We start from the raw sequence: 14,860 nt of genomic DNA, 5'->3' as shown, positions 1-14,860 counted from the left end.
GACAGCGGCCCAGTATAGGCAGGCCCGGTGACAGCCCGGGGTGACAATCGGCACCCCGAGCCCGACCCCGACCATGATCCTTTCCCCCGATGACGCCCAGTGCCTGCGCGAGGCCGCCGCCGACGGCGATGCCCGGGGCGAGCTGGCCGCCGCCACCCGCGACCTCATCGCCCGCCGCGACTGGATGCGCCTGCTGGTGCCCCGCGCCGCGGGCGGCGCCGAGCTCGACCTGCCGGCCGTGGTGCGGCTGGAGGAGGCGCTGGCCGAGGCCGACGGCAGCTGCGCCTGGGTGGTGACGCTGTGCGCGGGCGCGGGCTGGTTCCTGGGCTTCCTGCCGCCCTCGCTGGCGGCGCAGGTGGCGGCCACCCCGGGCTGCTGCCTCGGCGGCAGCGGCGCGGCCGCCGGCTTCGCCGACCGGGAGGGGGCAGGCTGGCGCGTCAGCGGCCAGTGGCCCGTGGCCACCGGCGCCACCCTGGCGACGCACTTCACCTTCAACGCCGTGCTGCGCGAGGGCGGCCGGCCCCTGCTCGACGCGCAGGGCGCGCCGCGCGTGAGCGCCTTCGTCGTCCCGGCCCGGGACGTGCGCGTGCAGCGGGGCTGGCGGGCGATCGGGCTGCGCGCCTCGGGCTCGCACGGCTTCGCCATCGAGTCCGCCTGGGTACCGCAGGCCCACGCCTTCACGGTGGCCGCCGGCCCGGTCGTACCCGGCCCGCTGTACCGCTTCCCCTTCGCCTCGCTGGCCTACGCCACGCTGGCGGCCAACGTGGGCGGGCTGGCGCGGGGCTTCCTGCAGCGCGCCGCGCCCCTGCTGGCCCACCGCGCGGCCCAGGGCCGCAGCGACGCGCGCGAGGCGCGGGCGGCGCTGGAGGCCGCGCGCGGGCGCTGCCTGGCGGTGCTCGAGGCGCAATGGGACCGCGTCGCCGCAGGCAGCGGGCCCTGCGACGAGGCCGCCCTGCGCGAGGCCTCGCTGGCCTGGGCCGCGGCGGCGCGTGCCGCGGTCGATGCCGCCTACCCCCTGTGCGGCCTGCGCGCCGCCGACGCCGCCAGCGACCTGAACCGCGCCTGGCGCGATTTCCACACCGGCGCGCAGCACGCGATGCTGGCGCCCTGAGCCGCGCCCGGCGGGGCTGACACAAGGCGGCGGCGTCTTGCATCCGCTTACGCCCGGATGGGCGATTCCCTCCGCAGGATGTGGCGGAGAGCTTGCTGTCCGCGATGAATCCTCCCGCTGCGCATGGCCAATCCTGGACGGTGCGCGCCGTCCTGCTCGCCCTGGTCCTGGCCTGCCTCCTGCCCGGCGTGCTCGGCGCCGCCGCCCTGTTCGCCTGGCAATACCGGCAGGCGCGCACCCAGCTGGCCCAGACCACGGTGCTCACCGCGCGGGCCATGGCGCAGGCGGTCGACCACCACCTGCTCAAGGTCCTGGCCGTGGGCCAGGCCCTGTCCACCTCCGCCGCCCTGGCCGCCGGCGACCTGGGCCACTTCCATGCGGAGGCGCGGGCCACCATCGACCGGGTCGGCCTGGGCACCACCGTGGTCCTGCGGGACGAGGCCGGCCGGCAACTGCTCAACACGCTGGTCGATTACGGCCGCTCCCTGGAGGTGGCGCCGCGGCCCGACCAGGTGAAGCAGGTGTTCGCGACCGGGCAGCCGGTGATCTCGGACCTGTTCACCGGCGCCGTCCTGCGCCGCCCCATCATGAGCGTGGACGTGCCGGTGTTCGTCGGCGGCCGGGTGCGCTACGCGCTCAGCGTGGGCGTGGTGCCCTCGCAATTCAATGCCCTGCTGCGGGAGCAGGAGCTGCCCGCCGACTGGGTGGCCGGCATCATGGACCGCCAGGGCGTGCTCGCCGGGCGAACCCGGGCGGCGGACCGCTTCGTCGGCACGCCGGCCTCGCCCTCGGTGCGCGCGCACATGCGCGAGCGGCCCGAGGGCGCGGGCGAGGCCTTCACCGCGGAAGGCGAGCTGGCGCTCCTGTTCTACAGCCGGGCCCCGGTGAGCGGCTGGACGGTGGCCATCGGCATTCCCCGGGCCGAGGCCGACGCCGTCTTCGCCCGCACCTCGTCCCTCATCGCGGCGGGCGTGGCCGCCATGTTCGCCCTCAGCGCCGTACTGGCCTGGTGGATCGGGGGCCAGATCGTGCGCTGCTTCGAGGCCCTGCAGGCCGCCGCCGCCGACCTGGGCGCGGGCCGCCCGCCGGTGCTGCCGTCCCTGCCCGTGGCCGAGGCGGCGCAGGCTGCCCAGGGGCTGGGGGAGGCGGCGCTGCTGCTGGAGCGGCGGCGCCAGACCCTGCAGGAGAACGCCCAGCGCAAGGACGAATTCATCGCCGTCCTGGCCCACGAGCTGCGCAACCCGCTGGCGCCGGTGCGCACCGCGGTCGAGATCCTGCGCCGCGATGCCACGGCCGACGCGCGCCAGCGCCGGGCCCTGGAGATCCTGGAGCGGCAGGTGGCGCACATGGCCCGCCTGGTCGACGACCTGCTGGATGTCTCGCGCATCGCCCGCGGCAAGATGGCGCTGAACTTCCAGCCCTGCGACCTCGCCGCCATTGCCCGCCAGACGGCCGAGGACTACCGCCGCAGTGTGGAGGCCGCCGGCCTGCGCCTGGCGGTGGACGCCGGGCCCGCGCCGCTGTGGGTCGAGGGCGACCCGGTGCGGCTGGCGCAGATGGTGGGCAACCTCCTGAACAACGCGACCCGCTTCACCGACCCCGGCGGCCAGGTGGAGGTGCGCGCCGGCGAGGGCGGCGCGCACGGCGAGGCGGCCGAGGTCTGCGTGAGCGACACCGGCATCGGCCTCTCCGCGCCGATGCTGGAGCGGCTGTTCGACGCCTTCGGCCAGGCCGACCAGGACCTGGCCCGCAGCAAGGGCGGGCTCGGCCTGGGGCTGGCGCTGACGCGCGGGCTGGCGCAGCTGCATGGCGGCACGGTGCTGGCGCACAGCGAGGGGGAGGGCCGGGGCGCGCGCTTCACGCTGCGCCTGCCCAAGGGGGTGGCCCCGGCGCCGGACCCGGGGCCGGCAGCCGGCGCCGCGCCGGCCTTGCCGGGCGCGCGGCGCATCCTGGTGATCGAGGACAACGAGGATGCGGCCCAGACCCTGGCCGACCTGCTGGCCCTGGGCGGGCATGCGGTGCGGGTGGCGGCCACCGGCGAGGCCGGCATCGCCGCCGCGCGCGAGTTCCGGCCGCAGGTGGTGATCTCCGACATCGGCCTGGCCGGCGCGCTGGACGGCTACGCCGTGGCGCGCGCCCTGCGGGCCGAGCCGGCGCTCCCGGGCCTGCGGCTGGTGGCCCTCTCGGGCTATGCCGATGCCCGGGCCCGCGAGCGCTCCCGCGCCGCCGGCTTCGACCTGCATCTGGCCAAGCCGGCCGACATGGCCACGCTCCAGCGGGCCATCGAGGACGGGTGATCAGTCTGCCGGTGTGCCGGCCGGGCCGGCTTCGACGACGGCGTCAGCTCCCCGCGCGCCGGGGCAGCAGCACCGAGGTGATGGCCACCATCATCAGGCCGACGGCGGCCCAGTCCTGCCAGTGCAGCACCTCGCCCAGGGCCAGCGCGCCGCTGAACACGCCGAGCACCGGGATCAGCATCACGCTCAGCGTCGAGGCCACCGGGGGCAGGGAGCGGGCCAGGTAGAACCAGGTAGCCTGGGCGAAGCCGAAGATCACCACCGCGTTGTAGCCGATGGCCCACTGCACCGGCACCGAGGGCAGCGCCCAGGGCCAGGGCTCGAACAGCAGCGACAGCCCGGTCATGACCGCGGCGGTGAGGGTCGTCATCCAGAACGAGATGGCCAGGATGGGGGCCTCGATGCGGGTGCGCCGCAGCAGCTGCGTGCCCAGCGCCCAGGTCGCGGCGGCGAACAGTGCCAGCAGCACGAAGCCGGGCTTGCCGGCCAGGCCGGTGAACTCGTGCCACAGCAGCAGCACCACGCCCAGGGCGGCCGCGCCCACGCCGGTCCAGCCGCGCCGCGACAGCGCGGTGCCGAACACCAGGGCGCCGACCACCGCCGAGAAAATCGGCATGGTGTAGCCCAGGATCGCGGCCCGGCCCGAGGACAGGTTGCGCACCGCCAGCATGATGCAGGCGTGCCAGATGAACATGTTGAAGGTGGCCAGCACCACCAGCTCGGGCCAGTGCCGGCGCGGGATGCGCAGGGGCACCTTCATCGCCGCCATCGCCGCGGCCAGCACCGGCAGGCCGGCCCACATCGACAGCATCCGGAAGGTCAGGGGCGGGTAGCCGGTGGCGCCAACCTTCATCACCGGCCAGTTCAGGCCCCAGGTCAGGGTCAGCAGGGCCAGCAGCACGAGCTGGAAACGGGAGAAGGCATGCATGGCGGCGATTGTGGCCGGACCGGGATCCGGGGGCGCTTCGTACAATCCGGGGATGACTTTCCTCGAGATGCTGCAGGACGCCCAGCGCCGCAACCAGTCGATGCTGTGCGTGGGGCTGGACCCGGAGCCCGCGCGCTTTCCCGGCGCCCTGAAGGGCGATGCCTCGCGCATCTACGACTTCTGCGCCCGCATCGCCGACGCCACCGCCGACCTGGCCATCGCCTTCAAGCCGCAGATCGCGTATTTCGCCGCCTACCGCGCCGAGGACCAGCTGGAAAAGCTGATGCAGCACCTGCGCCGCAACATCCCCCATGTGCCGGTGATCCTGGACGCCAAGCGCGGCGACATCGGCTCGACCGCGGAGCAGTACGCCAAGGAAGCCTTCGAGCGCTACGACGCCGACGCGGTGACGCTCTCGCCCTTCATGGGGTTCGACTCGGTGCAGCCGTACCTGAAGTACCCCGGCAAGGGCGCCTTCCTCCTGTGCCGAACCTCGAACCCGGGCGGTGACGACCTGCAAAGCCAGCGCCTGTCCTCGGTGCCCGGCGAGCCGCTGCTGTACGAACACGTGGCGCGCCTGGCCCAGGGCCCGTGGAACCTCAATGGCCAGCTCGGGCTGGTGGTCGGCGCCACCTACCCCGCCGAGATCGAACGCGTGCGCCAGGTCGCACCCACCGTGCCCCTGCTGATTCCCGGCGTGGGCGCTCAGGGTGGCGATGCGGTGGCCACCGTCAAGGCGGGCTGGCGCGCGGATGCGCCGATCGCGGTGAATTCCTCGCGCGCCATCCTCTACGCCTCCTCCGGCGACGACTTCGCCGAGGCCGCCCGCCGCGAGGCCACGAAGACGCGCGACCTGCTGCAGTCCGCGCGGGGCTGAGGCCCCCTGGCCTTCAGGCGTAGGCTCGGCCGCCGAAGATCGCGGTGCCCACGCGCACCATCGTGCTGCCGGCGGCGATGGCCGCCTCGAGGTCGCCCGTCATGCCCATGGACAGCGTGTCCAGCGGCAGGCCGGCCCGGCGCAGTTCTTCGAACAGCGCGCGGGTGCGGCCATGCACGGCGCGCTGCGCCTCGAAGCCCTCCACCGGCTCGGGGATGGCCATGAGCCCGCGCAGGCGCAGGTTCGGCAGCCGCGCCACCTCGCGCGCCAGGGCCAGCGCCTCGCCCGGGGCGACGCCGGACTTGTTGGCGCCGCCGTCGATGTTCACCTGCACGCACACGTTCAGCGGCGCCAGGCCCTCGGGCCGCTGCTCCGACAGGCGCTGCGCGATCTTCAGGCGGTCCACCGTGTGGGCCCACTGGAAATGCGTGGCCACCAGGCGGGTCTTGTTGCTCTGGATCGGGCCGATGCAGTGCCACTCCAGGGGCAGGTCGGCCAGCAGGGCCATCTTCTCGACGGCCTCCTGCAGGTAGTTCTCGCCGAAGGCGACCTGGCCGCAGGCCGCCGCCTCGCGCACGGCGCCCGCGCCGAAGGTCTTGGAGACCGCCAGCAGCGTGACTTCCTCGACGCCGCGTTGCGCGTTTGCACATGCCGCGGCGATTCGCGCCCGCACTTGTTGAACCCGCTGAGGAATAGTAGTCATAATGGTTCAGCGCAGTACGAGTGACGGGACATTTCGTGGATATTACCCAGCTGCTGGCCTTCAGCGTCAAGAACAAAGCCTCCGACCTCCACCTCTCGGCCGGCCTGCCGCCGATGATCCGCGTGCACGGGGACGTGCGCCGCATCAACGTCGAAGCGCTGGACCACAAGCAGGTCCACGCCATGGTGTACGACATCATGAACGACACCCAGCGCAAGCACTACGAGGAGTTCCTCGAGTGCGACTTCTCCTTCGAGATCGAAGGCCTGGCGCGCTTCCGTGTCAACGCGTTCAACCAGAATCGCGGCGCGGCCGCCGTGTTCCGCACCATCCCTTCCAAGATCCTCACGCTGGAGCAGCTCAACACCCCGCGCATCTTCGCGGACCTCGCGCTCAAGCCGCGCGGCCTGGTGCTGGTGACCGGCCCCACCGGCTCGGGCAAGAGCACCACGCTGGCGGCGATGATCAACCACCTCAACGAGTCCGAGTACGGGCACATCCTCACCGTGGAGGACCCGATCGAATTCGTCCATGACTCCAAGAAGTGCCTGGTGAACCAGCGCGAGGTGGGGGGCATGACGCTGTCCTTCGCCGCCGCGCTGCGCTCGGCCCTGCGCGAGGACCCGGACGCGATCCTGGTGGGCGAGATGCGTGACCTGGAGACCATCCGCCTGGCCATGACCGCCGCGGAGACCGGCCACCTGGTGTTCGCGACCCTGCACACCTCCAGCGCCGCCAAGACCATCGACCGGATCATCGACGTCTTCCCTGCCGAGGAGAAGGAGATGGTGCGCGCCATGCTCTCCGAGTCGCTGGTGGCGGTGGTCTCGCAGACCCTGTGCAAGCTCAAGGACGGCTCGGGCCGCGTCGCGGCGCACGAGATCATGATCGGCACCGCCGCCATCCGCAACCTGATCCGCGAGAACAAGATCGCGCAGATGTACTCCTCGATCCAGACCGGCAGCGCCTACGGCATGCAGACCCTGGACCAGTGCCTGGCCGACCTGGTCAAGCGCAACGTGATCAGTTCCGCCGAGGCGCGCGCCAAGGCCAAGCAACCCGAGAACTTCCCCGGCTGACGCCGGACAGCGAGGCACCTGGATGAAAAGCGTGTTCGGCCTCCTGCGGCGGGCCCATCCCACCCCGGCGAGCGACAGCAACGACTCGCTGCTGTTCTCCACCGCGTTCGTCGAGCAGGGGCTGGACCCGTCCATGCTCATTCCCTGGGACGCCCGAGCGGTGGAGGTCGGCGCCAAGCGCCTGTCGTCCTCGCAGGGCGCGCGCATGCTGCACGCGCTGTGGGGCAAGGACCGGTTCATGAGCCGCCTCTCGCCCGACGCCATCGCCCGCATGGACCGCTTCTTCGAGTACGCCGTGGTGCCGGCCGACCGGGACATCATCCGCCAGGACGAATACAGCAACTTCATGGTGGTCCTGCTTTCGGGCAGCGTCGCCATCGACCGCATCCAGCCCTGGGGCGAGCATGTGCGCCTGGCCGAGGCCCGGCCCGGCGACATCCTGGGCGAGATGTCCCTCCTCGACAGCGGCATGCGCTTCTCGCACTGCGTCACCCTGACCGAGTGCGAGGTCGCGGTGCTCGACGCCCCCGCGCTCGACGAGATGATGGCCGGCGACCCGATGCTCGCCGCCAGCCTGGTCGGCCTGCTGGCGCGCAAGCTCTCGCTGCGATTGCGCGCCATCACCGCCCGCGTCAGCGACCTCGGCGGGGCAGGCGGCGCGCGCTGAGGCGCCGCCCCCGCATGGAGAACCGCTCATGGAACGCGATCAGGCCAGCAAGTTCATCAACGACCTGCTCAAGCTGATGGTCAGCCGCGGCGGCAGCGACCTGTTCATCACCGGCGACTTCCCCCCGGCGATCAAGGTCGACGGCAAGGTCACCAAGGTCTCGCCGCAGCCGCTCAACGCCGGCCACACGCTGGCCCTGGCGCGCGCCATCATGAACGACCGCCAGGCCGCGGAGTTCGAGCGCACCAAGGAGTGCAACTTCGCCATCGCGCCGGCGGGCATCGGCCGCTTCCGCGTCAACGCCTTCGTGCAGCAGGGCAAGGTCGGCCTGGTGCTGCGGGTGATCCCGCAGACGCTGCCCACCCTCGACGGCCTGGCCATGCCGCCGGTGCTCAAGGACGTGGTCATGTCCAAGCGGGGCCTGAGCATCCTGGTGGGCGCCACCGGCTCGGGCAAGAGCACCACGCTGGCCGCCATGGTCGACTGGCGCAACGAGAACTCCTTCGGCCACATCATCACCATCGAGGACCCGGTGGAGTTCGTGCACCCGCACAAGAACTGCGTGGTCACGCAGCGCGAGGTGGGGCTCGACACCGACAGCTGGGAGGCCGCCCTGAAGAATGCCCTGCGCCAGGCGCCGGACGTGATCCTCATGGGCGAGATCCGCGACCGCGAGACCATGGAGCACGCCATCGCCTTCGCCGAGACCGGGCACCTGTGCATGGCCACGCTGCACGCCAACAGCGCCAACCAGGCGCTGGACCGCGTCATCAACTTCTTCCCCGAGGAGCGCCGCGCGCAGCTGCTGATGGACCTGTCCCTGAACCTGCGGGCCATGGTCTGCCAGCGCCTGGTGCCGCGCCAGGACGGCAAGGGCCGGCAGGCGGCGGTGGAGATCATGCTCAACTCGCCCCTGGTGTCCGACCTGATCTTCAAGGGCGAGGTCGCCGGCCTCAAGGACATCATGAAGAAGAGCCGCAACCTGGGCATGCAGACCTTCGACCAGGCGCTGTTCGAGCTGTTCGAGGCCAACGTCATCTCCTACGAGGACGCCCTGCGCAACGCCGACTCGGTCAACGACCTGCGCCTGACCATCAAGCTCAATAGCCAGCGCGCCAAGTCGCAGGACCTCTCCGAGGGCACCGAGCACCTGGCGATCGTCTGAGCGACCGCGGGCGCCGCGCGGCTCCCGCGCGCCTCCTAGAATCCGCCGATCCCCCACACACAAGACAGGAGACGGCGTGAGCAGCACCAACCCCAAGACCTACGAATCCACCCCCTCGCGAAAGGTCGCCTTCCTCGGCCTGGGCGTGATGGGGCTGCCGATGGCGGGCCACCTGGCCCTGGCCGGCCACCAGGTCACGGTCTACAACCGCAGCGCCGCCAAGGCCCAGGCCTGGCAGGCCGAGTTCAAGGGCAGCACCGCGCCCACCCCGCGCGAGGCCGCCGCCGGCTGCGACTTCGTCTTCTGCTGCGTCGGCAATGACGACGACCTGCGCTCGGTCGTCCTCGGCCCGGACGGCGCCTTCGCCGGGATGAAGCCCGGCGCCACCTTCGTCGACCACACCACCGCCTCGGCCGACGTGGCCCGCGAGCTGTACGCCAAGGCCCGCGAGCTGGGCCTGCACTTCGTCGACGCCCCGGTCTCCGGCGGCCAGGCCGGTGCCCAGAACGGCCTGCTCACCGTCATGTGCGGCGGCGACGCCGCGGCCTTCGAGGCGGCCCGCCCGGTGGCGATGGCCTTTTCGCGCGCCTTCACCCACCTGGGCGGCGCCGGCAGCGGCCAGCTCGCCAAGATGGTCAACCAGATCTGCATCGCGGGCCTGGTGCAGGGCCTGTCCGAGGCCATCGCCTTCGGCCAGAAGGCCGGCCTGGACATGGTCCAGGTGCTGGAGGTGATCGGCAAGGGCGCGGCCCAGAGCTGGCAGATGGACAACCGCGGCAAGTCCATGGTGGCCGACCAGTTCGACTTCGGCTTCGCCGTCGACTGGATGCGCAAGGACCTCGGCCTGGTGCTGGACGAGGCCAAGCGCAACGGCGCGCGCCTGCCCGTCACCGCCCTGGTGGACCAGTTCTACGCCGACGTGCAGGCCGCCGGCGGCAACCGCTGGGACACCTCCAGCCTGATCACCCGCCTGCGCTGAACGCACGGGCCGCGCCTGGCGCGCCGCAATGAAGAAGGCCGGGGCCCTCGCGGGTCCCGGCCTTCGTGTCGTGTGCGGCCTGCGCTTACTGCGGCCTGGAGGCGCCGCCCGCGGGCTTGGCCGGCGGCGGCTCGATGCGGGCCAGTTCTTCCTCGGTGAGGATCTCGAAGACCCGCACCACGCGCTGCGCGCCGCCGATGCCGCGCGCGATCTGGGTGGCGCGGTCGGCCTCGCGCTGGGTCACGCGGCCCATGAGGAAGATGGTGCCGCGCTCGGTCACCACCTTGAAGGCCGGGGAGGACAGGTCACGCGCATCGACCAGGGAGGCGCGCATCTTGCCGGAGATCAGGGCGTCGTTGGAGCGCTGGCTCAGGGAGGTGGGCGCCATGATGGCCAGCTCGTTGACCACCGTGCGCACGTTGTCCAGGCCGGCCACGATCTGCTCGGCGCGGGCCTTGGCGGCTTCGTCCGGCACCTCGCCGGTGAGCAGCACCTGGCGGTTATAGCTGGTCACGTTGATGTGGGCGCGGCTGCCCAGCGCGTCGCGCAGGCGCGAGCCGGCGCGCAGCTCGATGGTTTCGTCCTCCAGTTGCGCGCCGGAGGAGCGGCGGTCCACCGCTACCAGGCCGGTGAGGGCGGCGCCGCCCACCACCAGGGGCGCGCAGGCGGACAGGCCGCCCGCGAGGGCGGCGGCGGCCAGGGTGGCCAGCAGGAGGCGGTTCAGGGATTTCACGGGCTTCATGCAGAGGGTTCCTGGTCTCCGAGCAGTTGGGCGTCGACGCCATCGCACAGGCAATGGATCGTCAGGAGGTGCACCTCCTGGATGCGGGCCGTGCGCTCGTGCGGCACGCAGATGTGGACATCGGTCTCGCGCAGGGCCTGGGCCATCCGGCCGCCGCCGCGGCCGGTGAGGGCCACCACGGTCATCTCGCGCTCGTGCGCCGCTTCGACCGCGGCCAGCACGTTGGCCGAGTTGCCGCTGGTGGAGATCGCCAGCAGCACGTCGCCGGCCTGGCCGAGGGCGCGCACCTGCTTGGAGAAGATCTGGTTGAAGTCGTAGTCGTTGCCGACGGCGGTGAGGATGGAGCTGTCGGTGGTCAGCGCGATGGCGCCCAGCTCCGGGCGCTCGCGCTCGAAGCGGCCGACGAACTCCGCGGCGAAGTGCTGCGCGTCGGCGGCGGAGCCGCCGTTGCCGCAGGCCAGCACCTTGCCCCCGCTGGTCACGCAGGCCAGCACCGCCTGGATGGCCGCGGCGATGGGCTTGGTCAGCGTCTGGGCCGCTTGGTATTTCAGGTCGGCGCTGTCGATGAAATGCTGTTGAATGCGTTGTTCGAGCATGGCCGGGGATGATACCCGCCGGCCTTTTTCCCCGGGCCGCAACATCCGCTCACGAATCCGCCCGCGCCGGCGCCGGCGCCCGCGTCCGTGTCCGCCACCGGCATCCCGGGCACCTGTGGTCTGCGCCTTCAGCCCGCGTCGAAGGCGGCGCGCAGCCAGTCGATGCGGGGCCCGTCGACGGCCACCACGTCGAAGCGGCAGGGCGGCGGCGCCGGCAGCCGCAGCAGGAAGTGGCGCGCCGCGAACACGATGCGCCGGCGCTTGGCGGCCCCCACGCTGGCCGCCGCGCCGCCGAAGGCGCGGCTGGCGCGGGCGCGCACCTCGACGAAGACCAGGGTGCCGTCGGCTTCACGCATCACCAGGTCGACCTCGCCGCCGCCCCGGCCCGGGGTTCGATAATTGCGCTGCACCAGCCGCAGGCCCGCGGCGGCCAGGTGGGCCAGCGCGCGCGCCTCGGCGGCGTCGCCGGCCTGCTTGGTCGTGGCCTGGGCCGTGCGGCCCGACTCCCTCCCCAGGAATTTCATGAGCGCTTCCTTCCTCCCTGCCCTGAAGGCCGCCCGCGAGGCGGCCGGCGCGCAGCATTACCCGCCGGGGGCACTCTACGTGGTGGCCACCCCGATCGGCAACCTCGCCGACATCAGCCTGCGCGCCCTGCACGTGCTGGAGACGGTCGACGCCATCGCCTGCGAGGACACCCGCCACACCCAGCAGCTGCTGCGGGCCCTGGGCCTGGAGCGGCCCGCCGGCGGGCTGATCCCGCTGCACCAGCACAACGAGGCCGAGGCCGCGCAGCAGGTGGTGCGCCGCCTGCAGGCGGGCGAGCGGGTGGCCTATGCCAGCGATGCCGGCACGCCGGCGGTGAGCGACCCGGGCGCGCGCCTGGTCGCCGCGGTGCGCGAGGCCGGCCTGCGCGTGGTGCCGCTGCCCGGTGCCAGCAGCGTCACCGCCGTCCTCAGCGTGGCCGGCGCGTGGAGCGGCGAGGCCGCCTTCGTCTTCGGCGGCTTCCTGCCGGCCAAGGCCGGCGAGCGCGCGCAGGCGGTGCAGGCCCTGGCGCAGGAGTCGCGCGCGGTGGTGCTGCTGGAGGCGCCGCACCGCATCGGCGACCTGGCGGCGGCGCTGGCCGCCCTGGGGCCGCGCCCGGTGACCGTGGGGCGCGAGCTGACCAAGCAGTTCGAGCAGGTGGAGACCGTGCCCTGCGAGGCCCTGGCCGGCTGGCTGACGGCCGACCCGCAGCGCAGCCGGGGCGAATTCGCGCTGGTGCTGCACCCCTGGGCGCAGGCCAGGGCCCGCGACGAGGGCGAGGCCCTGCTGGCCCTGCTGCTCAAGGAGCTGCCGGTGAAGGCAGCGGTGCGCATCGCCGCCGAAGCCAGCGGGGGCTCGCGCAATGCGCTGTACGAGGCGGCGCTGCGGATGAAGGGCGAAGCGGCAGACTGAGGCCTGGCCGGCCGCCTCGGACCGCCTCGGACCGCCTCAGACCGCCTCAGACCGCCTCAGACCGCCAGCGGGTCCACGTCCACCGCCCACCGCAGCAACCCGGGCACGCGCAGCCCCTGCAGCACCGGCTGCCAGGCCTGCAGGAACCGCTGCAGCGCCGGCCGCGATCCGCTTTCCACCAGCAGCTGCGCGCGTTCCACGTTGGCCACGCGCTGCACCGCCATCGGCACGGCGGAATACAGCATCACCTGCCCCGTGGGGTCCAGCCCCTCGGCGGCCTCGCGCGCGGCCTCCAGGAAGGCCTGCGCGGCCTCCTGCGTGCGCGCCTCGGCCCGCACCAGCGCCTGGTAGGCGAACGGCGGCATGCCGGCGGCCGTCCGGTCCTTGAGCTGGGCGGCGGCGAAGGCGGGGTAGTCGTGCCGGCGAAGCGCGTCGAACAGCGGGTGCTGCGGGTGCCAGGTCTGCACCCACATCTGGCTGGCGCCGGCCTGCGCCGCGTCGCGTCCGGCCCGTCCTGCCGCCTGCATCAGCAGGGCGAACAGCCGTTCCGGCGCCCGGAAGTCGCTGGAGAACAGCGCGGTGTCGGGGTTGATCGCTGCCACCAGGGTGATGCGGCGGAAGTCGTGGCCCTTGGTGATCATCTGCGTGCCCACCAGCACGTCCACCTCGCCCGCATGCACCTGGGCCAGCTGGGCCTCCAGCGAGCCCTTGCCGCGCGTGGTGTCGGCGTCCATGCGCGCCACCCGCGCCGGCCGGCCGCCCTGCGACAGCAGCTGCGCGATGTGCTCCTCCAGCTGCTCGGTGCCCTTGCCCAGGGGAGCGATGTCCACGTTGCCGCAGCCCGGGCAGGCGCGCGGCACGCGCTCGGTGAAGCCGCAGTGGTGGCAGCGCAAGGTGCGGTCGGCCTTGTGGAAGACGCGGAAGGTACTGCAGTGGGGGCAGTCACTCTTCCAGTCGCAGGCGGTGCAGGCCAGCACCGGCGAGTAGCCGCGCCGGTTCAGGAAGACCAGGGACTGCTCGCCGCGCGCGATGCGCTCCTGGATCGCCTCCACCAGCGCCGGCGCCAGCAGCGTCTTCTTCGGCTGCAGGTTCATGTCCACCAGCCGCACGCGGGGCAGGGCGCCGGCGCCCACCCGCTCGGGCATCTCCAGGCGCTGGTAGCGGCCGGCCTCGCAGGCCTGCCAGCTCTCCAGCGAGGGCGTGGCCGAGCCGAGCAGCACCTGCGCCGGCTCGAGCCGGGCGCGCAGCACCGCCAGGTCGCGCGCGGAGTAGCGGGCCCCCTCCTGCTGCTTGTAGCTGGGGTCGTGCTCCTCGTCGACGACGATCAGCTTCAGGTGCGGCAGCGAGGCGAACACCGCCATGCGCGTGCCCAGCACGATGCGCGCGCTGCCGGCATGCGCCGCCAGCCAGCCCTTGAGGCGCTGCGCCGGCGTGAGGCCGCTGTGCATCGGCACCACCCGGGACTCGCCGAAGCGCTCGGTGAAGCGCGCCATCAGCTGGGGCGTGAGGTTGATCTCCGGCACCATGACCAGGGCCTGGGCCTGCGGGTCGGCCTCCAGCAGGCGCTGCACCGCATGCAGGTAGACCTCGGTCTTGCCGCTGCCGGTGGCGCCGAACAGGAGGAACGGCCCCGGCCCGGCGGCCATGCGCGCCAGGGCGGCCTGCTGCTGCGCGGTGAGGGCCGGCGCCGCCGCCGGCGGCGGCGCCTCGCCAGCCTCGCCGGCGCGGCGCTTGAGGCGGCGGGCCAGCTGGGTCGAGTCCAGGTCGCGCAGCTGCGGGGGCAGGGCGGCCAGGGCCACCTCGCCGACGCCGCGCTGGTAATAGCCGGCGGCGAAGTCCACCAGCCGGCGCCAGGCGGCGGACAGCGGTGCCAGCCCCTCCAGCACCCCGGCGACGGGCTTTTCCGCCACGCCCTCGGGCAGCGGCTCATCGGCCGGGCCATGGTCCCAGACCACGCCCAGCACCTCGCGCCGGCCCAGCGGCACCCGCACCAGGGTGCCCGGCGGCAGGGGCGTTTCGCTGCACCAGCTCAGGGGGCCGCGCAGGCCGCTGTGGGCCGGCGTGGCGACGACGATGGACAGCCGGTGCGCCATGGGAGGGCGGTTCAAGTTAGGTGCGCAACTTCCGTTGAAACATAGGAATCTGCCTTAAGTCGTTGAATCCCAAGGCCTTTTCCAGACGTCCCTGATTTCTGTGGATAACTTTGTTGATAGAGCCCCGGACACCGCCCGGGACCCTAGTGAAATCAAGGGTTTGGCTAGGATGCCCAGAAAAACGGCAGA

Annotated in this window: 14 protein-coding genes; 8 read left to right on the top strand and 6 right to left on the bottom strand. The window is 72.8% G+C overall.

The features are described 5' to 3' along the window. Positions 1-73: 73 nt before the first annotated feature. Together ACFQZY_RS16780 and ACFQZY_RS16775 are read left to right on the top strand one after the other, a co-directional pair. The gene (locus ACFQZY_RS16780; RefSeq protein ID WP_377417939.1) at positions 74-1,111 is read left to right on the top strand and encodes an acyl-CoA dehydrogenase; all 1,038 of its coding nucleotides are present in this window, start codon (positions 74-76) and stop codon (positions 1,109-1,111) included. Positions 1,112-1,215: 104 nt separating this feature from the next. Next, the gene (locus tag ACFQZY_RS16775) at positions 1,216-3,408 is read left to right on the top strand and encodes an ATP-binding protein (RefSeq protein ID WP_377417937.1); all 2,193 of its coding nucleotides are present in this window, start codon (positions 1,216-1,218) and stop codon (positions 3,406-3,408) included. A gap of 43 nt (positions 3,409-3,451) precedes the next feature. Here the strand turns inward: ACFQZY_RS16775 and ACFQZY_RS16770 are convergent, their stop codons facing one another. Then, positions 3,452-4,336, bottom strand: coding sequence for a DMT family transporter (locus ACFQZY_RS16770; protein WP_377417935.1), 885 nt, complete (start codon positions 4,334-4,336; stop codon positions 3,452-3,454). A gap of 52 nt (positions 4,337-4,388) precedes the next feature. Here ACFQZY_RS16770 and pyrF point away from each other — a divergent pair, with 52 nt between their 5' ends. Next, positions 4,389-5,213 carry an orotidine-5'-phosphate decarboxylase gene (pyrF, locus tag ACFQZY_RS16765; protein ID WP_377417933.1) on the top strand — a complete coding sequence of 275 codons (825 nt, stop codon included), beginning with the start codon at positions 4,389-4,391 and terminating at the stop codon, positions 5,211-5,213. 13 nt (positions 5,214-5,226) lie between these two features. Here pyrF and ACFQZY_RS16760 read toward each other — a convergent pair whose 3' ends face one another. Further along, positions 5,227-5,916 (bottom strand): YggS family pyridoxal phosphate-dependent enzyme, encoded by a 690-nt coding sequence (locus ACFQZY_RS16760; protein ID WP_377417931.1) that lies wholly within the window; start codon positions 5,914-5,916, stop codon positions 5,227-5,229. 35 nt (positions 5,917-5,951) lie between these two features. On the opposite strand from ACFQZY_RS16760, the gene ACFQZY_RS16755 reads away from it, so the two are divergent. The 4 genes from ACFQZY_RS16755 (at position 5,952) to ACFQZY_RS16740 (ending at position 9,806) form a co-directional block, all read left to right on the top strand. Next, a complete protein-coding gene (locus ACFQZY_RS16755; protein WP_377417929.1) occupies positions 5,952-6,995 on the top strand; it encodes a type IV pilus twitching motility protein PilT in 1,044 nt (347 codons plus the stop codon). A 22-nt stretch (positions 6,996-7,017) separates the two neighbouring features. Further along, on the top strand, positions 7,018-7,662 hold the full coding sequence (locus ACFQZY_RS16750; protein WP_377417927.1) for a Crp/Fnr family transcriptional regulator: 645 nt from the start codon (positions 7,018-7,020) through the stop codon (positions 7,660-7,662). Positions 7,663-7,690: 28 nt separating this feature from the next. Then, positions 7,691-8,827: a PilT/PilU family type 4a pilus ATPase gene (locus ACFQZY_RS16745; RefSeq protein WP_377417925.1), complete on the top strand. Its 1,137-nt coding sequence runs from the start codon at positions 7,691-7,693 to the stop codon at positions 8,825-8,827. Between the two features lie 76 nt (positions 8,828-8,903). Continuing rightward, entirely contained in the window at positions 8,904-9,806 is a 903-nt protein-coding gene (locus ACFQZY_RS16740) for an NAD(P)-dependent oxidoreductase (RefSeq protein ID WP_377417923.1), read from the top strand. A gap of 85 nt (positions 9,807-9,891) precedes the next feature. On the opposite strand, the gene ACFQZY_RS16735 is transcribed toward ACFQZY_RS16740, so the two are convergent. From ACFQZY_RS16735 to ACFQZY_RS16725, 3 genes are all read right to left on the bottom strand, one after another. After that, positions 9,892-10,548 (bottom strand): BON domain-containing protein, encoded by a 657-nt coding sequence (locus ACFQZY_RS16735; protein WP_377417921.1) that lies wholly within the window; start codon positions 10,546-10,548, stop codon positions 9,892-9,894. Continuing rightward, the gene (locus tag ACFQZY_RS16730; protein ID WP_377417919.1) at positions 10,545-11,144 is read right to left on the bottom strand and encodes a phosphoheptose isomerase; all 600 of its coding nucleotides are present in this window, start codon (positions 11,142-11,144) and stop codon (positions 10,545-10,547) included. The genes ACFQZY_RS16735 and ACFQZY_RS16730 overlap by 4 nt, the downstream gene beginning before the upstream one ends. A gap of 128 nt (positions 11,145-11,272) precedes the next feature. Further along, positions 11,273-11,668 (bottom strand): YraN family protein, encoded by a 396-nt coding sequence (locus ACFQZY_RS16725; RefSeq protein WP_377417917.1) that lies wholly within the window; start codon positions 11,666-11,668, stop codon positions 11,273-11,275. Between ACFQZY_RS16725 and rsmI the strand changes: the two genes are divergently transcribed. Continuing rightward, complete coding sequence (rsmI, locus tag ACFQZY_RS16720) at positions 11,667-12,578, top strand: 16S rRNA (cytidine(1402)-2'-O)-methyltransferase (protein WP_377417915.1); 912 nt, start codon at positions 11,667-11,669, stop codon at positions 12,576-12,578. The two genes, ACFQZY_RS16725 and rsmI, sit on opposite strands and share 2 nt — an antisense overlap. Positions 12,579-12,634: 56 nt before the next feature. Here the strand turns inward: rsmI and ACFQZY_RS16715 are convergent, their stop codons facing one another. Further along, on the bottom strand, positions 12,635-14,671 hold the full coding sequence (locus ACFQZY_RS16715; protein ID WP_377418036.1) for a primosomal protein N': 2,037 nt from the start codon (positions 14,669-14,671) through the stop codon (positions 12,635-12,637). Positions 14,672-14,860 lie beyond the last annotated feature (189 nt).

The sequence above is a fragment of the Ramlibacter sp. GCM10027632 genome (genome assembly GCF_042675325.1).
In the GTDB taxonomy this organism is placed as follows: domain Bacteria; phylum Pseudomonadota; class Gammaproteobacteria; order Burkholderiales; family Burkholderiaceae_C; genus Ramlibacter.
The sequence above is the reverse complement of the archived record's forward strand: the minus strand, read 5'-3'. Positions and strand labels throughout refer to the sequence as shown.